Origin of the sequence: Novosphingobium rhizovicinum, from assembly GCF_040813635.1 — a bacterium.
Classification (GTDB): Bacteria; Pseudomonadota; Alphaproteobacteria; order Sphingomonadales; family Sphingomonadaceae; genus Novosphingobium; species Novosphingobium rhizovicinum.
In genome coordinates this window covers 419,818-436,903 of the sequence record NZ_JBFNXR010000021.1, presented here as the reverse complement: position 1 = coordinate 436,903, position 17,086 = coordinate 419,818, and the positions used below count along the sequence as shown (strand labels likewise).

Genomic DNA, 17,086 nt, shown 5'->3' with positions numbered 1-17,086 from the left:
GAGCGAGAGCGAACGCCGCCCCGTCATCGTCGTCAGCGCACCGCAGGCTCCAGCACGCGGATGGTGCCAGCGTCGGCATCGATCTCTGCCATCACGCCTTCTGGAATACTGATCTGCCCCGAAACGTGCCCGAACGGGGCACCTTGGAAGGCTGGCACGCCTAAAGGGGCGAACGCGCGATCCAGCACTTCGTAGATAGTGAAATTGCCATAACCCGCCGCCTGCTCGGCACAGCTGGTGCATCGCCCGAAGACGATGCCCGCGACCTTCCCCAGAAGGCCTGACAAGGCGAGCTGCGTCAGCATGCGGTCTATCCTGTACTCGGATTCATTCACATCCTCGAGAAACAGGATAGCACCGCTGAAATCCGGCAGGTACGGAGTGCCGACGAGTGCGCTCAGGACCGTGAGATTGCCGCCGAGCAGGCGACCCGTCGCTTTTCCGCTGCGGAAGGTACGCACCCGCGAGGCGCCGCGCGTCAGCAGGTTGCCGGGATAAGGCGATGCTTCGATCGTAGGGGTTTCGCCTTCGAACGCGAGCGCATGAAACGCATTCCACGACGATTGCTGCCACGCCGTCGCTGCATTCGGACCGTGAATGGTCGGAAAGCCGCAGCGCACAGCAATAGCCATGTGGAGTGCTGTGTTGTCGCTAAAGCCGACGAAGAGCTTCGGATTGCGCGCGAGCACTTCGAAGTCGAGGTATGGGAGAATGCGCGCACAGCCCCAGCCCCCGCGCACGCTCATCACCGCAGCAACGCTGTCATCGGCGAACATCGCCTGGAAATCAGCAGCACGTCTGCGGTCGTCGCCGGCAAGGTAGCCTTCCCGAGTCAGAAGATTGCTGGCGAGCTTGGGCACGAGGCCCATGGCTCTGACCGCAGTTTCTATCGCCTCAATACCGAACCTGTCGCCCACAAAGCCGGCCGGTGCTACCAGCCCCAGGGTATCCCCGGCGCGGAGACGCGCCGGCTTTCGGGCGAATTGCCGCGAGGATGGAGCGCGCGCTGATAGTGGGCCTGCAGCGGCGAGCGCCGCGGCGGCCATTCCCGTGATGAAAGAACGTCGGTTGGGCACCATGCATCCTTAGCGTCTCCTCCAGCCTCAGGCGAGGCAATGGTGTCGGACGCTTTGCACTCGACGCCGCGTCCGCGAGACGCCATGTGATCCGTCATGACCGAACCCGAAGACAAGAACCTGACCGACAGGCGTTTCTATAAAGCCGAACAGGAAGCGGGCTTTGCCGAAGCACAGGACGGCACCCCGCAGACGCAGCATCCCGCCTACCGCCTGGCATTCCTCGACTCCGAATTTCTTCTGCGGGACGAGTTGCGGCCGGTGCGCTTTCAGCTTGAGCTCCTCAAGCCTGAGATGCTGCTGGAGGAAGCCAATATCGGCTCTACGCTGGTAATGTACGGGTCCGCCCGCATCCCGGCGCCCGAACATTGCGAGGCCGTGCTGGCGACGGCAACCACGCCGGAGCGCAAGGCGGTGGCCGAGCGCCTCGTGGCTAAGTCCAAGTACTATGAAGAGGCGAGGAAGCTCGCCCGCACCGCCAGTTCCTGCGCAATTGTCGAGAATGGCATGCGTCAGTTTGTGGTCTGCTCAGGAGGAGGCCCGTCGATCATGGAGGCCGCCAATCGGGGCGCCCAGGATGTCGGCGCCGAATCGCTGGGCCTCAACATCGTACTTCCGCACGAGCAGGCGCCTAATCCTTACGTCACCCCTCGCCTCTCATTCCAGTTCCACTACTTCGCGCTGCGCAAGATGCACTTCCTGCTGCGCGCGCGTGCGGTTGCCGTGTTCCCTGGCGGGTTCGGCACGCTCGACGAGTTCCTGGAACTGCTGACGCTGGTCCAGACTGGCAAGATGAAGCCCATCCCGATCCTGCTCTTCGGCAAGGATTACTGGAGCAGGGTGATCAATTTCGAAGCCATGGCCGAAGAAGGTGTGATCAACCCCAACGACACCGATCTGTTCCATTGGTGCGAAACGGCCGAGGAAGGATGGCGCCACATCGTCAAGTTCTACGGCCTCGATTGCGGCTGAAGCTGGCGCGGCATAATCGGCGCCGGCAGAGGGTGGCGCTGATCCTCCGCCGAGTCAGCCCGCGTCGCGGAGACGCTGGTAAAACTCGAGAGTCGAGCCGTCCTCTTGCACCTTCTCGGCATAGTGGCTGAAATCCAGGCCAGCAGCGACCCGCTGCGAACCCGCGTTTCCTCTCTCGATCATCGCGACGATACGCCTGGGTCCATGCGTGGCATCGAACCAGGCGAGAATGGCCTCCATCGCTTCGCGGGCCAGCCCCTGCCCCCAGTGATCCCGCCGGACGATCCAGCCTGCCTCGGGCTGATCGTCCATGCTCGGCTCGATGCCCCGCCACGAGTGGAACACCCCACAGTTGCCGATGATCTCGTCGCCGTCTCGCGGCCGAACGAGAAATGCACCGTATCCGTACAGGCTCCATGATCCCGCATTGCGAAGCAGGCGCTCCCATTGCGACTGTGGAGTTGGCTCTATGGACCCGAGAAAGCGCCGCGTCTCCTCATCCGCGACAAGGCGGCACAGGCCGTCGAGATCTTCGGGTCCACGAGGGCGCCACAGGTCGAAACGCTCAGTCCTGAGCAAAGGCATCCCTGTCACAGCGCTTTCTTGCCTCACAACCAGAGCTCAACGGCGTGGATGCCGAGGCCAAGAAGGCCGCCGACCAAGGTGCCGTTGATGCGAATGAACTGAAGGTCACGTCCAACCGCTCCCTCGAGACGTTCCGTCACCGTCTGTGCATCCCAGCGCTTCACTGTCTCAGACACGATGCGCACGATCTCGTCGCCATAACGGGATGCGATCCCGACCATGGTGCGGCGCGCGAAGCGATTGAGCTGATGCTGCAATGCCGGATCGTGCTGCAGCGCCTGCCCAAGTTCGCCCATCATGCCTGTGATCCGCGTGCCCAGCGTCGCATCGGGATTGCGGGCCGCGTCGATCAGGGAGCGGCGCAGCCTTTCCCAGACCCCCTGCCACCACTCGCCAACTGCGGGATTGGAGAGCAGGTCCAGCTTGGCACGTTCCACCTTCAACCGGGTTGCGGGGTCGTTCTCGAGCTTGTTGGATAAGTCTTCGAGCATAAGCTCGATCTTGAGCTTGAGCGGGTGATCGGGCTGCACGATCATCTCGGCCATCAGCTTGTAGAGGCCGTCGAGCACCGCATTCGCCAGGCGCGTGTCGAGACCAGCGAACCGCATCAGCCCGTTGGCCCGCTCGCTGATCATCGTGCGAACCAGCCCCTCGTTCGCCTCTAAAGCCTCCCCTGCCCAGCGTATGGCGCCTTCGATAAGCGGGAGATGACGCCGATCCGCGATCGAGGCGGACAGCATCTGGCCCAGCAACGGCGCGAGCTCCACCTTCTCGAGCTGGTGGGCCAACCCTGCTCTCACCTGCGTCCCAATCCGCTCCGGATCCAGCGATTCCAGGACATCGGCAAACAGGTTTGCCGCTCCGGCTCGCAAACGAGACTGCCCGGAGTTCCCGGGTCCGGCGAGGAAAGCGCCGGCACTCGCGGCAAGATTGAAGCCGCTGACCCGGCGAGCGACCACCTGAGGTGTTAGGAAGTTGTCGCGCAGAAACGCCGCCATGGTGTCGGCGATGCGATCCTTGTTGGTCGGGATGATAGCGGTGTGAGGAATGGGAAGCCCCAACGGACGGCGGAACAGCGCCGTCACGGCAAACCAGTCGGCCAAGCCCCCCACCATGGCCGCCTCGGTAAAGGCTATCGCGAAGCCCCATGCCGGATGGGTACCTGCGAGCCGCTGCAGGGCGATGAAGGCAACCGCCATGAACAGCAGCAGCCCCGTCGCGGTTCTGCGCATCCTCCGCGCACGATCCGGCGGCGGAACGGATGCGAACGGCTGTCTGGACGGCGATTTCGGCAGGAACACGCTCCGTTGGTCAGGCCGCAGGCGCTACTCTGCAGGCAGGCCGCCGTTGTCGGTGGGCCGGTGGTTGGCACCGGCGTCCGCATGCGCGGGGTCGTACGTCAGGAACGTACGGCGCAGCTTCGGTCCGATCCGCTTCTCGAAACCATCGGCCAGGCTAAAGGCTGCAGGAACGATCACGAGCGTCAGCAAGGTTGAGAGCAGCAGGCCGCCGATCACCGTCAGACCCATGGGCGCCCGGAAAGCGGCATCGCCGGAAAGGGAGATCGCCGTCGGCACCATGCCCGCAGTCATCGCCACGGTCGTCATCACGATAGGCTGGGCGCGCTTGCGGCCCGCGTCGATGATCGCGTGCAGCTTGTTCACGCCCTTGTCCATCTCCTCGATCGCGAAGTCGATCAGCAGGATCGAGTTCTTGGCCACGATCCCCAGCAACATGAGAATCCCGATGTAGACCGGCATGGAGACCGGCTGTCCAACGATGGTGAGCGCCAGCAGCCCACCAAGCGGTGCGAGCAGCAGGGATGCCATGTTCACGAGTGGCGACACAAAGCGCTTGTAGAGCAGCACCAGCACCGCGAAGACCAGGAAGATGCCGCTGATGACGGCGATGATGAAGTTGTTGATCATCTCCGCCTGCCACTTGTCCTCACCGACCGGCGCGTTCGAGACGCCCGACGGAAGGTCCTTCATGATGGGCAGGTTCTGGATCTGCTCCATGATCGGCCCCTTGACCTTCCCGGGCCCAAGGTCCGCACCCACGAAGATGCGACGCGCCTGGTTGTAGCGCTGGATCTGCGTCGGACCGGAACCGAAGCGGATCTCCGCGACGCGCTTGAGCGGCACCGACCCGCCAGAGGCAGTCGGAACGGGCAGGTTCTCTATCGTGGAGAGATCCTGGCGCGATGCGGTTGGGAGGATCACGCGGATAGGAACCTGACGGTCCGTGAGCGAGAACTTGGCTGTGTTCTGGTCGATCTCCCCGAGGGTGGCGATGCGGATCGCCTGACTGAGAGCCGAAGTCGTGACGCCAAGCTGAGCTGCCAGATCGAGGCGGGGTACGACGACGAGTTCCGGCCGCTTGAGGTCCGCCGCGACCCGCGGCGCAACGACGCCATCGATCGTGCGCATCTGCTCCACCAGCGTCTGGGCGGCCGCCATGAGCTGATCCGGATTGCTGCCGGAGAGCATAACCGAAATGTCGCGCCCCGAACCGAAGCCGCCTGACTGGCTGGCAAAGCTGACTCGCGCATCCGGGATCTGCTGAAGCTCGGGTGCCAGCCTGCGCTCAAACTCGACGCTGGTCGCGTCCCGTTCAGCGGCGGGTTTGAGCGAGACGTACAGCGTACCGTTGCCCTCGCGCGCCGCTTCCATCACCTGTTCCACCTCAGGCTGCGCCTCGATGAGACGGGTAACGCGGCCTGCGACGGCGGAGGTCTGCTCAAGCGTGGTGCCCGGCACCATCTCGATATTAACGCGGCTGGTGTCTTCGTTCGTGTTGGGCTGGAACTGCTGCGGCGCACCGGCAAGCAGCGCAAAGGTGACCACGAGAGCATAAACGCCCACGCAGAATGCGTAAAAGCGGTGATCGCGCATCCGTGCCGCAAAGCGGTCCGAGATGTAGCGGTACCAGCGGCCAAACGCCCCCAGCGCTCCGAACAGGCGGCGGAACAGCCGACCCAGGATCAGAACGACGAACGGCACGACAATGGGAGCGATCACCGCTGAAAGGACGAAGGCGGTCCTATCGAAGCCCATGCCGCGCAGGGCTGCATCGATCATCTGAAAGACAACGACTGCCAACGCGATGCCGGCTCCAAGGATTGTCGCCATCAGCAGGAAAGCCAAGGGATAGAACCATGGGCTCGACGGCGCGCGCTGCACCAAAGCGCGCAGCCGCTGCGATTCCCGACTGTCGAGCGTCCAAGTGAGTACACGCAGGTACAAGTCCATAGCCTTGCCGCCGCCGTGTTCGGCATGGCCGTGAGCTTTCAGGAAGTAAGCGGCCAGCATTGGCGTGACGACACGCGCCACGGCCAGACTCATCAGCACCGCCGCCACGACGGTAAGTCCAAAGGCCTTGAAGAACTGCCCCGGAATACCCGGCATCAGGCCAACCGGCAGGAATACCGCGACAATCGAGAAGGTGGTGGCAACGACGGCAAGCCCGATCTCGTCAGCGGCGTCGATCGACGCCTGGTACGCGGATTTGCCCATCCGCATGTGCCTCACGATGTTCTCGATTTCGACAATCGCGTCGTCGACAAGGACGCCTGCCACCAAGCTCAGCGCCAACAGCGACAGGAAGTTCAGCGTGAAGCCCAGGAGATCCATGAACCAAAAGGTGGGGATCGCCGAAAGCGGGATCGCGATAGCCGAGATGAACGTGGCTCGCCAGTCGCGCAGGAAGAGATAGACGATCACGATGGCGAGTACGGCACCCTCGACCAGCGCCTCCATCGAACTGGTGTACTGATCCTTGGTATAGTCCACCTGGCTGAAAAGCTCTGTGAAGTGGACGTTCGGATTCTCCTTCCGGATCTCCTCAAGCCGCTCCATCGCGTCGTCGTAGACAGTAACTTCCGACGCGCCGAGTGCCCTCTCGAACCCAAAGGTTACGACCTCGCGCCCATTGAGCTTGGCGATCCGCACCTGCTCGGAATAGCCATCGTACACGTTCGCGATGTCGGCGAGTTTGACCGAGCGGCCATTGCCCAGATTGATGCGGGTCTGAGACAGCTCGTAAGCCGTGTCCGCGTTGCCAAGAACACGGACCGACTGGCGTGATCCTGCGATCTCGGCCCGGCCGCCCGCCGCATCCACGTTGACCGCGCGCAGCACGTTGTTGATATCGCGCGCAGTGACCCCCAAGGCCGCCATGCGAGCAGGGTCGACAACCACGCGGATCTCGCGATCGACGCCTCCGGCGCGCTCAACCTTGGCCAGCCCCTCAACGGACAGCAGGCTCTTGGCGACGGTGTCATCGATGAACCAGCTGAGCTGCTCCATCGTCATATCGTCTGCGCTGACCGCGAAGTAGGCGAGGGAGCCGCCGCCACCGGCCTCGATCTTCTGAACCTGCGGCTCCAGGATGCCTTCCGGCAGGTCGGAACGGATCTGGTCTACCGCGTTCTTGACCTGGTTGGTGGCATCGTCGGCGTCCGTCCCGACATTGAAGAAAACGAGAGTTTGCGAACTGCCCTCGGAGGCAGTCGACTGGATCTCCTCGATACCCGGGATCGAGCGAACGGCCCCTTCCACGATCTGCGTGATCTGCGTTTCGATCTCGCTGGGCGCAGCGCCGGGTTGCGAGACCTGTACCACCACGCCGGGGAACTCGATGTCCGGCATGTTGTTCACGTCCATCCGGCTGAACGAAACCAGTCCGGCGACGAGCAAGCCGAAGAAGAATACGATCGGGATGATCGGGTTACGGATCGACCATGCCGAGATATTGCGAAGACCCATGGTGTTCGTCTTTCGCTCAGCCGCCCTGCTCGGCACGGCGGGTCTTGACCGCATCGCCGGGGTTCAAAAACCCGCCGGCGCGCAGCACGACCCGTTCGGTGCCGGTCAGGCCCTCGGTAATTGCAATTCCCTCAGCGGTGACAAGTCCGGTCTTGACCGGACGGCGTTCAACGCGCCCATCCTTGTTGACGATGTACACGAAAGAGCCTTTCTCATCGCTGAGAATGGCGGATTCCGGCAAGCGCGGAGCGACCAGAGTGCCGGACGCAATCCGGGCGGTTGCGAAACCGCCAGGCCTCAGGCCGGGTGCATAGGGCAGCGCGATGCGCGCCTCTCCCTGGCGGTCCTGCTCGTTCACGACCGGAGATAGCTGCCAGACCTGGCCTTCATACGTGCGATCTGAACCGACCGGAGTCACTTCCGCGCGCACACCTACGGACAGTTTGGCAAGATCGCTTTCGCTCAAACGCGCCAGTAACTCCATCTGGCCACCTTGGGCGATGCGGAACAGCACGCCGCTCCCTCCGCCCACAACCTGACCCGGCTCCACGTCGCGCGACAGAACGAGCCCGCCCTCGGGTGCAACGATGTTGAGGCGATTGTTGCGAGCCCTGGCCTCGCCCAACTGGGCGCGAGCAACATCAACGCGGGCCTGGGCGGCATCGCGCGTGGCAGTCAATCGATCGATGTCGGCGCGTGATATGAAGCCACGCTCAACCAGCTTGAGCGCACGATCGAGGTTGGCCTGGGCAAGACGTGCGTCAGCGGCCGCGACATCGACCTGCGCGGCCAGGCTAGCAACCTGCTGAGCCTGAACCGATCGATCGACAACCGCAAGCGTCTGCCCTTCCTTGACCCAGTCCCCGGCATCCACGAGCACGCTGACGACTTGCCCGCCCTCACCGACGGAGCCGACTGGCAGCTCCCGCCGTGCAGCGATCGACCCGGTACCGGTAATCTCGCCCGAAATGGTGGCACGGCCGGGGCTCGCCACGGTTACCACAGGCACTTGTGCGGCACCCGCGTCGGTCGCTGGCTCGCCGCTACGCGAATGCAGGAGGAACCATAGCCCGATCATCGCCAGCACCACTGCGGCGACAATCAGCAGAACGCGTCGCCGCGAGCGCGCATCCTTCACGCTTTCCGCCTCCAGCGCCGGATCCTGGGACGTATCGCGCGCTGTCTCGATCTTGGCGTCGTAGTTCATCAGCTGCCACCTGCACGGCGCCGGCTCGCTGCCGGACGCCGCAAACCCGGCGCTCCACAGGGACCGCATCTGCTGCTGCCACCTAGCTCACCGGAAAAATAACCTAGGCGAGCCATATACCGCAGGCTTGTCACTGGCAAACGCGAACTCATCCGCGCGCACTTCAGATCACGTTACAAGACGAAGTGCATCTTTTTCGTCACCATCAATGACGAGCTGACGCCCTGCACCGATTTATGGAGCCGGAATCAGACGGGGCCCGCCTTGCAACGAGCCCCGCTTCATGATTCCGGCCAGTTCGGATACAGGAGAGTCAGTATTTCTGCTGACGCTCATAAAGATCGCGGTAGTGTTGGATGCGCGTCACCCTCAAGCCTTGCATACCGGACCGATCAACCGCGCGCTGCCATGAAGCGAACTCCTCCAGCGTCAGCTGATAACGCTCGCAGACTTCGTCAATGGACAACAGCCCGCCGTTCACGGCAGCAACGACTTCCGCCTTGCGGCGTACCACCCAACGCCGGGTATCCGGCGAGGGCAAAGAATCCAGAGTGAGCGGCTCTCCGAGCGGACCAATAACCTCGGCCGGTCGGATCTTCTGATTTTCGATCATGTGTACCCTCGTCCACCGGTTCTCTTGACGCCGGCGTCGTGCGACAATTTGGGGTTGGCTGGCTTGCGATTGCCTGAATTGTTTGAGTTAACAGTCTGTTTACATGTGGTGTGAGTTGCGACGAACGGCACTGCAGATTCGGCGAAACTGCCGCGCCCGATGTGCGAGGTTGTCCTCATTTCCCTTGCAAGGGAAACGCTTGCCTCACGCGCAGCGACCATGCGCGCAAGCAGCTCCGGCCAACTTGGGTGTCCCGTGGCCCCCGGATTTCCGCGGACGGGACGACCGGCCGCCGGGTCATCAAGATCAAACAACATGTCCATCGGCGCCACCTTAGCCGCGGCGCGGTCAAGATGAGGTAAAGAGCTCTTTTACAAGTTGTTCAGATTGGTTAACTTTTCGGCAGGTCTGCGGGCCCGTGGTCAGGCGAGTTGCGAGCCGCTATGGGGTCGCAATGAGTCTTTTGAATAACTTGGCCGCCCCCGAGGCCGCGGCGCTTTTTCAATTGCCTGCTCCGCTGCGCGCGCGTCGTATTGTTGTCGCCATGTCCGGCGGCGTCGACAGTTCGGTGGTTGCCGCCCTCGCTGCGGCAAGCGGTGCAGAGACGATCGGCGTCACCCTACAGCTTTACGACTACGGGGCAGCGACCGGACGAAAAGGGGCATGCTGTGCCGGCGACGACATCCGCGACGCTCGCGCGGTGGCAGATCGGCTTGGCATCGCGCACTATGTATTCGATCATGAGAGCGCGTTTCGCGAAGACGTGGTGGAGCGCTTTGCCGACGACTATCTTGCTGGCAGAACACCGATTCCTTGCATTCGCTGCAACATGGGACCGAAATTCACCGATCTGTTCGCCATGGCGCGAGACCTTGGCGCCGATTGCCTCGCCACCGGGCATTATGTGCGCCGTGTAGAAGGGGCTGCTGGTCCCGAATTGCACCGCGCTGCCGATCCTGCTCGTGACCAGAGCTACTTCCTTTATGCGACCACCGAGGCCCAGCTGTCTTTCTTGCGGTTCCCGCTTGGCGGCTTGCCGAAGGCCGAAACGAGGCGGCTCGCCGAAGCCGCGGGCCTGCGTGTTGCCGGCAAGCCTGACAGCCAGGACATCTGTTTCGTACCGGACGGCGACTACGCCAAAGTGGTCCGTCAGCTCCGGCCGGATGCGGATGCTGCCGGCGAGATCATCCACGCCGAGACCCGGGCCGTGCTGGGCAACCACCGCGGCGTGATCCACTACACCGTCGGACAGCGGCGAGGTCTCGAGATCGGCGGCCAGCCGGAACCGCTGTACGTCGTGGGCATCGAGGCAGAGAACCGTCAGGTGCTCGTAGGACCGCGACGCATGCTCGGCGTACAAGCTGCAACGATCGTGGAGACAAACCGCATAGGCCCTCTTCCCGACCAGCCGCTCCATGCCAAGGTGCGATCTTTGGCCAAGCCCGTACCTGTCACTCTGGAGGGACAGCTCGGCGAGGGCGCCGAAGTGACGATCCACTTCCATGAGCCGGAATACGGCGTCGCTCCCGGGCAGGCTGCCGTACTCTACGCTGGCGAACGTGTCGTCGGCGGCGGCTGGATTGCAGGGACTGCACCCGCGTCGTGAGCCGGCACTAGAGCATGGTCGGAATGACCGTTTAGAGTCGACGTCTCGATGGACCTGGGTCTCGATAGACTTGGGTCTCGATAGACTTGGGTTTTGAATATCTGGAGTGCCTTCCGCTAAAAGTGGAAACGCTCTAATCGCTCCACGGCTCGAGCATGCAGCCACCGCGGGGCGACCAGCGGGCCGTCTGCTCCGCGATTCCGGGGACGCGAGCGGTCAGGCTGCGCGATGCCACATCCTCGCTGAGCGTCACCCAGGGCCGGGAGACGCCGGGGTCGGCCTCGCAAGCCTCAAGGCTGCGGCTTGCGGCAAAACGACAGAGGCAGGCCGTCTGGGCACTGTAAGCCGTGCTTGCCAGAGACGTTTCGCGCATCCTGCCCCAGAAGAAGGCGACGATCGCCACTGCCAGAGCACAGGCCAGCAGCACGAGATTACGCCTCCAGCGCGAAGGCTGGTGTTGCCGCACTTCCATCGTCTTGGCTGTTGCCATCGCCTCCCGCCTCGCACATCACCCGCGCGCATGTTGCCGCGCCGCCTGCCCCTTATCTTCGCCCTCGCCCTGCTGCCAGCCCTGTCGGCCTGCGCCAGTCAGCCCGATGGTCCGCCGCCGCCGAGCTCGGAGGCGACAGCCGCGATTCGCGGCGACGGTGGTGCGGCGCGCGTGCCCCTCGCCCGCGCGATAGACGCCCTGTTTGACGAGGAGGCAGTCGGCCAGACGCAGGCGCTGCTCGTGATGAAGCGTGGCAACGTCATCGTCGAGCGCTATGCCCCCGAAATTAGCGCGAAGACGGCGCTGCCCGGGTGGTCCATGGCCCAGTGCGTGACGGCTTTGATGGTCGGACAGCTCGTGAGCGACGGGCGGCTGCGGATGGATGAGACGGCACCCGTGCCGGACTGGCAACGCCCCGGAGATCCGCGCGGCGAAATTACCTTGCGCCAGCTCCTGCAGATGCGTTCGGGCCTGCGTCACCAGGAGAATGCGGAGCTTGATCGCAAGTCGGACCGCATGCGAATGCTGTTTCTCGACGGGCGAGACGACATGGCCGCCTACGCGGAGGCCCAACCCCTGGAGGCGCCTGCGGGCCGCCTGTTCGAGCCATCTTCTGCAACGGGTGTAATCCTGACTGACCTTGCCGCCCGCGTGCTCACCGACAGCCGTTCTCCGGACATACGCCGCCGCGTCGTAAGCGACTATCTGCGCACGCGCGTCCTGGAGCCGGTCGGGATGTCGAACACGCGCGTCAGCTTCGACCGCGCGGGCACACTCGTGGGGTCGAGCATGATGCTGGCACCCGCCCGAGACTGGGCTCAGTTGGGGGAGTTCCTCCGCCATAACGGGTCGGTGAAGGGAGCGCAGGTACTCCCCCATCGCTGGGTCCACTTCATGCGTAGCGCATCGCCTCGCAACCCGGCCTACGGTGCCGGCGTATGGCTGAACGGCACACCGCCTGAGGGCGTGGCGCCGCTCTGGCCCGGCCAAGCGCGCAAGAGCCTGTTCGCGTGCCGGGGCGAGCATGGGCAATACGTAGTGGGGTCGCCGGGGCAATTGCTCACCGTCGTGCGCCTCGGACATACGCCTCCCGAACTGGAAGGCGCTCTGCACGATCGTATGGGCGTGCTGCTGGATCTGTTTCCCGGCTAGCGGGGCCCTAGAACGCGAAGCGCCCTTCCACGACCGTAACACAAGGCCCGCCAAGCCAAGCCCGCTCTCCCGCGCGCCGACAAATCAGGCTGCCTCCCCGTCGCGACGCTTGAAACGCTGTCAGTTCCTCTTTGCCCAGCCGTTCGCTCCAGAACCACGTCAGCGCGGCATGGGCGGAACCCGTCACGCTGTCCTCATCCACCCCTCCGCCCGGAACGAAGACGCGGCTGACCATGTCCGTCTCCCGGCCCTGCGCGGTAACGATGAACTGGTCATCTCCCAGAGCGGCCAGTCCCCGCAGGTCCGGCGCCAGCCCGCGCACTTCGCGTTCATCCGCAAACAGGAAGATGTTGTATCCGTCTGGCGAGCGCCACGTCTCCAGCGGATTTGCGCCAAGCAGCGCAACGGCCTCCGGGAAATCTCTCCGCGACGTGGGGATGGTAGGCAGCCCCAGCTCAAGCGCTGCACCTCCACGCCGAACCGTTAGTATTCCGGCTTTGCGTGTGCGGAAGGTGACAGCCTTGGCGTGCGGTTCCAGTCCAAGCAGGACATGACCGGAGGCAAGTGTCGCGTGGCCACAGAGCCGGATCTCGCAGGTGGGAGTGAACCAGCGCAGCTCCCAATCGGCCGCCCCGCTTGTGTCCCGGACGAGGAAAGCAGTCTCGGCGAAGTTGTTCTCCTCGCCGATGGCCTGAAGCACCGCATCATCGGGCCAGTCCTCCAGCACCATCACTGCTGCCTGGTTGCCGGCGAAGGGCCGATCGGCGAAGGCATCGACGTGCCAGTAAGGAACAGAGGGCATCAGCGCGCCTTTTCAGTAGAGGACATTGCTCCGAGAGCATGGTCGACATCGCAGGTGTGTGGAAGCACGTCTCGGGCTCGAGGCCCTTCCTCGTCCACCAGACCTTCGGGATCGGGGTGGATCAGTATCTCCACTTCGGGGAATTCCGCCTGCAGCCGCGTTTCGATATCATCCATGACGCGATGAGCCTCGCGCACGGTCATCTCCGGATCGACCCATACGTGAAACTGCACGAAGTCCCGGTTGCCGGAAGTGCGGGTGCGCAGATCGTGGACCCCCGTGATGTCAGGGTTGCGAGCCAGGACTGCCAGAAACCGTTCCTTTTTTACGCTCGGCCACTCCCGGTCCATCAATTGCTCAATGGCGTCCTGAGACGCCTTCCAGGCATTCCATCCGAGCCAGCACGCAATGGCGAGGCCGAACAGCGGATCCGCGCCCGAGATCCCGGCGTACTGATCCATTGCCAAGGCCGAGATAACCGCAGCGTTGAGCAGGAGGTCAGACTGGTAGTGCACGCTGTCGGTATGGACGGCCAAGCTGCCGGTGCGGCGCGTGACGTGCCGCTGCCACCCCAACAAGGCGAGCGTGATGACGATTGCTCCCACAGACACGCCGATGCCGTATTCGGCCGCCTCCGTTCGCGCCCCTTCGAAGAACTGCTCCACCGCGCGCGCTGCAATGCCCAGAGCGGAAATGGAAATGAGCACGATCTGGAACAGCGCGGCGATCGCCTCTGCCTTTCCGTGGCCGAAGCGATGCTTGTCGTCCGCCGGCATGGCGGCGATCCAGACGCCGGTAAGCGTGGCAACGCTCGCCACAAGGTCGAGCGCGGTGTCGGCCAGGCTGCCGAGCATCGCTGTCGACCCCGTCGACCACGCGGCCCATGCCTTGAGGCCGAGCAGCAGCACGGCCGCCGTGATGCTGGCGGCCGCCGCGCTCAGGTTCAGCCTTCGCGATTCGTTCACGGATAGAGAAGCGTGCTGGTCCACGATCCGTCCGGGGTACGCTCGAAGCGACGGCGCTCATGCAGGCGATGCGCGCGATCGGTCCAGAACTCTATGGCGCGAGGCAGGAGGCGAAAACCGGTCCAATGTGCCGGCCGCTCGATTTCGCCATCACCAAACCGCGCCCGAGCCTCCTCGAACCGCGTCACGAAAGTTTCGCGCGAATCGAGAGGCGCCGATTGATCGGAGGCGACCGCGCCCAGCTGAGAATCGCGGGCGCGCGAGTGAAAATACTGGTCTGCCGTTGCGGCGTCGACTTCAGTGACCGCGCCTTCGATCCGGATCTGGCGGCGCAGGCTCTTCCAGTGAAACAGAAGCGCTGCGTTGGGATTGGCCAGCAGTTCCCCGCCCTTCCGGCTTCGCGCATTCGTATAGAAGACGAAGCCGTCTGGCCCGTGCCCCTTCAGCAGCACCATACGGACGGATGGCAGACCGTCGGGCGTTGCCGTGGCCAGCGCCATCGCGTTTGAATCGTTGAGTTCGAACTCACGCGCTTCGCCGTACCAGCGCTCGAAAAGGCCCAGAGGGTCGCTCTGCGGGATAACGTCTTCCGACAGGTCCGTGTTCATAGGTTTCCTTCAGTGCCTTTTCGGTTGCCGCAGTTGCCGGTGTCCAGAAGCGATAATCGCCCTCCACTTCTTCTTGGCGTGCAGCAATATCGCCAGGAGTGCGCGGGCAAACGGGCGGCCATTCACCGCCCTACAGGTAGCGGCGCGCCGGCGTGTAGGAAAGTACGTCTGAACGCCACGCTTGCCGTACGCGCTGCGCCACCCTAGCTATGTGCCCGATATGGCAGCAGACCCTTATTCCACTCTCGGCGTCTCACGCGGTGCAAGCGAAAAGGAGATCAAGTCCGCCTATCGCAAGCTCGCCAAGGAGCTTCACCCGGACGCCAACAAGGACAACCCCAAGGCAGCGGAGCGCTTCAGCAGCGTCACCGCGGCGTATGACCTGCTTTCGGACAAAGATAATCGGGCGCGCTTCGACAGGGGTGAAATCGACGCGGATGGCAATCCGACGATGAGCGGCTACGGCGGTGGCTACGGGGGGCAACGTGGCTTCGGCGGTGGCGGCCAAGGCGGCTTCGAAGGCTTCTCCAGCGAGGGGATCGACCTGGGCGATCTGTTCGGCGACATCTTCGGAGGAAGGAGCCAGGGAGCGGGGCGCGGCGGCGCAGACCCGTTCGCCGGGCGCCAGCGTCGTGCGGCGCCACGAGGGGCCAACGTTGCTTACCGCTTGTCCGTCTCGCTTCCCGACGCAGCCAACCTGAGCCCGCAGCGGATTACGCTGGGCGATGGCAAGACCATCGACCTGAAACTTCCGGCCGGTGTCGAGGACGGCACGCAGATGCGGCTGGCCGGAAAGGGCGAGCCGAGCCCTGGCGGCGCCGGAGACGCAATTGTGACGATCCACATCCAGCCTCACTCGTGCTTCAAACGGGACGGTGACGACGTGCGACTGGATCTGCCGGTGACGCTGGACGAAGCCGTAAGCGGCGCCAAGGTGCGGGCACCGACCGTCAGCGGAGCAGTGATGCTCTCGGTGCCGCCCGGAAGCAGCTCAGGCAAGGTCCTGCGCCTGAAAGGCAGGGGCTTCACCCGCAAGGATGGCAGCCGCGGCGACCAGCTTGTCACGCTGGAGATCGTCTTGCCGGAAGATGATGCGGATCTTGCCAAACGGCTTGAAGGTTGGCGGGATACGCGTGATGTGCGTGCGCGATTGGGCGTATAATCGTCATGCTGATGCGCTGATCACGTCCACCAGCGCCACGCGAACCGGACACACGAACGCCGCAGTGCCTGCAAACCCTGACCTGCGGGGCGTGCAAGGTGACTGATCTGCCGCCGCAGTCGAACCTGACACCGGAAGCGCGGCGCATGGATGCCATGCGCCGCATATCGGGGCTGCAAGCGCACATTCGCGAAAAAACCGGCCCCGGCTCACGCTTCTTCAACGTTGCCAAGCGCGTGATCACCGGCGCCTGGCAGGATGGTTTCATCCACGCTGGCAATCTCGCCTACATGACAATGCTGGCGCTGTTCCCCTTTTTCATAGTCGTAGCGGCCATCTTCTCGGTCATTGGAGAGCAGGCGCGGCTCGACGCCTCTATCGACAATCTGCTGACCGCCCTGCCCCCCCGCGTATCCGAAGTGCTCGGGCCGGTGGCGCATGCGGCCGTGGAAGCAAGGCAAGGATGGTTGCTGTGGGTCGGCGGTCTGTTCGGTCTGTGGTCTGCCGCAAGCCTGATCGAGACTATCCGCGATATTCTCCATCGCGCTTACGGCTCTCAGCCCACACACGCGTTCTGGAGGTACCGGCTCGCCTCGACCGGGATGATCGTACTGGCGGTGCTCACCTTGCTCCTGTCGCTTTCGGGCCAGGTTCTGATCGCCTCGATCCAGCAAGTGCTGTTTGCGCTGTTCCCTTTAATCGACGCACCACGAGCGGCACTGCTGCTGTCGCACGCGATTACGGCACTCACACTCTACGGCTCGATCTATGTGCTGTTTTACACCCTCACGCCTTCGGCTTACCAAAAGTCAATCTATCCCCGCTGGCCCGGGGCGCTCCTCGTCACGACGTGGTGGGTCGTGGTCGCCGTGGCCCTTCCGCGCATGTTACGCACATTTTTCCGCTACGATTTGACCTATGGCAGCCTTGCAGGCGTGATGATCGCGCTTTTCTTTTTCTGGCTTGTCGGACTAGGGATGGTCGTGGGCGCCGAACTGAATGCGGCGCTGACGGAATCGCCGGAGGAGCGGGCATTGAACCAACCCGGCGGACAGGTGAAGAACGCTACCGGCGAGTAACGG

Annotated in this window: 15 protein-coding genes; 5 read left to right on the top strand and 10 right to left on the bottom strand. The window is 63.6% G+C overall.

The features are described 5' to 3' along the window. Positions 1–32: 32 nt before the first annotated feature. On the bottom strand, positions 33–1,079 hold the full coding sequence (locus tag ABUH87_RS06880; RefSeq protein ID WP_367771679.1) for a S66 peptidase family protein: 1,047 nt from the start codon (positions 1,077–1,079) through the stop codon (positions 33–35). 93 nt (positions 1,080–1,172) lie between these two features. On the opposite strand from ABUH87_RS06880, the gene ABUH87_RS06875 reads away from it, so the two are divergent. Next, positions 1,173–2,048, top strand: coding sequence for an LOG family protein (locus ABUH87_RS06875; RefSeq protein WP_367771676.1), 876 nt, complete (start codon positions 1,173–1,175; stop codon positions 2,046–2,048). Positions 2,049–2,102: 54 nt separating this feature from the next. On the opposite strand, the gene ABUH87_RS06870 is transcribed toward ABUH87_RS06875, so the two are convergent. The 5 genes from ABUH87_RS06870 to sciP form a co-directional block, all read right to left on the bottom strand. After that, entirely contained in the window at positions 2,103–2,633 is a 531-nt protein-coding gene (locus tag ABUH87_RS06870) for a GNAT family N-acetyltransferase (RefSeq protein WP_367771668.1), read from the bottom strand. Positions 2,634–2,656: 23 nt separating this feature from the next. Beyond that, the gene (locus ABUH87_RS06865) at positions 2,657–3,865 is read right to left on the bottom strand and encodes a DUF445 domain-containing protein (RefSeq protein WP_367771664.1); all 1,209 of its coding nucleotides are present in this window, start codon (positions 3,863–3,865) and stop codon (positions 2,657–2,659) included. A 93-nt stretch (positions 3,866–3,958) separates the two neighbouring features. After that, positions 3,959–7,399, bottom strand: a complete 3,441-nt coding sequence (locus tag ABUH87_RS06860; protein ID WP_367771661.1) for an efflux RND transporter permease subunit — start codon at positions 7,397–7,399, stop codon at positions 3,959–3,961. 16 nt (positions 7,400–7,415) lie between these two features. After that, complete coding sequence (locus ABUH87_RS06855) at positions 7,416–8,606, bottom strand: efflux RND transporter periplasmic adaptor subunit (RefSeq protein WP_367771658.1); 1,191 nt, start codon at positions 8,604–8,606, stop codon at positions 7,416–7,418. A 313-nt stretch (positions 8,607–8,919) separates the two neighbouring features. Then, the gene (gene sciP, locus ABUH87_RS06850; RefSeq protein WP_367771654.1) at positions 8,920–9,219 is read right to left on the bottom strand and encodes a CtrA inhibitor SciP; all 300 of its coding nucleotides are present in this window, start codon (positions 9,217–9,219) and stop codon (positions 8,920–8,922) included. Positions 9,220–9,673: 454 nt separating this feature from the next. Between sciP and mnmA the strand changes: the two genes are divergently transcribed. Then, positions 9,674–10,825 carry a tRNA 2-thiouridine(34) synthase MnmA gene (gene mnmA, locus ABUH87_RS06845; protein WP_367771650.1) on the top strand — a complete coding sequence of 384 codons (1,152 nt, stop codon included), beginning with the start codon at positions 9,674–9,676 and terminating at the stop codon, positions 10,823–10,825. 133 nt (positions 10,826–10,958) lie between these two features. On the opposite strand, the gene ABUH87_RS06840 is transcribed toward mnmA, so the two are convergent. Continuing rightward, complete coding sequence (locus ABUH87_RS06840; RefSeq protein WP_367771647.1) at positions 10,959–11,315, bottom strand: hypothetical protein; 357 nt, start codon at positions 11,313–11,315, stop codon at positions 10,959–10,961. Positions 11,316–11,345: 30 nt separating this feature from the next. Here ABUH87_RS06840 and ABUH87_RS06835 point away from each other — a divergent pair, with 30 nt between their 5' ends. Then, complete coding sequence (locus ABUH87_RS06835; protein ID WP_367771644.1) at positions 11,346–12,467, top strand: serine hydrolase domain-containing protein; 1,122 nt, start codon at positions 11,346–11,348, stop codon at positions 12,465–12,467. 7 nt (positions 12,468–12,474) lie between these two features. Here ABUH87_RS06835 and ABUH87_RS06830 read toward each other — a convergent pair whose 3' ends face one another. The 3 genes from ABUH87_RS06830 to pdxH are packed head-to-tail and all read right to left on the bottom strand — an operon-like array spanning position 12,475 to position 14,842. Further along, positions 12,475–13,269 carry a PhzF family phenazine biosynthesis protein gene (locus tag ABUH87_RS06830; protein WP_367771641.1) on the bottom strand — a complete coding sequence of 265 codons (795 nt, stop codon included), beginning with the start codon at positions 13,267–13,269 and terminating at the stop codon, positions 12,475–12,477. Next, positions 13,269–14,234 carry a cation diffusion facilitator family transporter gene (locus ABUH87_RS06825; RefSeq protein ID WP_367771638.1) on the bottom strand — a complete coding sequence of 322 codons (966 nt, stop codon included), beginning with the start codon at positions 14,232–14,234 and terminating at the stop codon, positions 13,269–13,271. Before ABUH87_RS06825 ends, ABUH87_RS06830 begins: the two co-directional genes overlap by 1 nt. Then, the gene (pdxH, locus tag ABUH87_RS06820; RefSeq protein WP_367771634.1) at positions 14,231–14,842 is read right to left on the bottom strand and encodes a pyridoxamine 5'-phosphate oxidase; all 612 of its coding nucleotides are present in this window, start codon (positions 14,840–14,842) and stop codon (positions 14,231–14,233) included. The genes ABUH87_RS06825 and pdxH overlap by 4 nt, the downstream gene beginning before the upstream one ends. A 220-nt stretch (positions 14,843–15,062) precedes the next feature. Between pdxH and ABUH87_RS06815 the strand changes: the two genes are divergently transcribed. Both ABUH87_RS06815 and ABUH87_RS06810 read left to right on the top strand, forming a co-directional pair. After that, positions 15,063–16,004, top strand: a complete 942-nt coding sequence (locus ABUH87_RS06815) for a DnaJ C-terminal domain-containing protein (RefSeq protein ID WP_367771630.1) — start codon at positions 15,063–15,065, stop codon at positions 16,002–16,004. A 98-nt stretch (positions 16,005–16,102) separates the two neighbouring features. After that, positions 16,103–17,083, top strand: a complete 981-nt coding sequence (locus tag ABUH87_RS06810) for a YihY/virulence factor BrkB family protein (protein ID WP_367771623.1) — start codon at positions 16,103–16,105, stop codon at positions 17,081–17,083. The last annotated feature ends 3 nt before the right edge of the window (positions 17,084–17,086 follow it).

Excerpts from the sequence above, each read along its gene's own strand:
- ABUH87_RS06880 (WP_367771679.1), bottom strand. The coding sequence starts at position 1,079 with ATGGTGCCCAACCGACGTTCTTTCATCACGGGAATGGCCGCCGCGGCG.
- ABUH87_RS06875 (WP_367771676.1), top strand. The coding sequence starts at position 1,173 with ATGACCGAACCCGAAGACAAGAACCTGACCGACAGGCGTTTCTATAAA.
- ABUH87_RS06870 (WP_367771668.1), bottom strand. The coding sequence starts at position 2,633 with ATGCCTTTGCTCAGGACTGAGCGTTTCGACCTGTGGCGCCCTCGTGGA.
- ABUH87_RS06865 (WP_367771664.1), bottom strand. The coding sequence starts at position 3,865 with ATGCGCAGAACCGCGACGGGGCTGCTGCTGTTCATGGCGGTTGCCTTC.
- ABUH87_RS06860 (WP_367771661.1), bottom strand. The coding sequence starts at position 7,399 with ATGGGTCTTCGCAATATCTCGGCATGGTCGATCCGTAACCCGATCATC.
- ABUH87_RS06855 (WP_367771658.1), bottom strand. The coding sequence starts at position 8,606 with ATGAACTACGACGCCAAGATCGAGACAGCGCGCGATACGTCCCAGGAT.
- sciP (WP_367771654.1), bottom strand. The coding sequence starts at position 9,219 with ATGATCGAAAATCAGAAGATCCGACCGGCCGAGGTTATTGGTCCGCTC.
- mnmA (WP_367771650.1), top strand. The coding sequence starts at position 9,674 with ATGAGTCTTTTGAATAACTTGGCCGCCCCCGAGGCCGCGGCGCTTTTT.
- ABUH87_RS06840 (WP_367771647.1), bottom strand. The coding sequence starts at position 11,315 with ATGGCAACAGCCAAGACGATGGAAGTGCGGCAACACCAGCCTTCGCGC.
- ABUH87_RS06835 (WP_367771644.1), top strand. The coding sequence starts at position 11,346 with ATGTTGCCGCGCCGCCTGCCCCTTATCTTCGCCCTCGCCCTGCTGCCA.
- ABUH87_RS06830 (WP_367771641.1), bottom strand. The coding sequence starts at position 13,269 with ATGCCCTCTGTTCCTTACTGGCACGTCGATGCCTTCGCCGATCGGCCC.
- pdxH (WP_367771634.1), bottom strand. The coding sequence starts at position 14,842 with ATGAACACGGACCTGTCGGAAGACGTTATCCCGCAGAGCGACCCTCTG.
- ABUH87_RS06815 (WP_367771630.1), top strand. The coding sequence starts at position 15,063 with ATGGCAGCAGACCCTTATTCCACTCTCGGCGTCTCACGCGGTGCAAGC.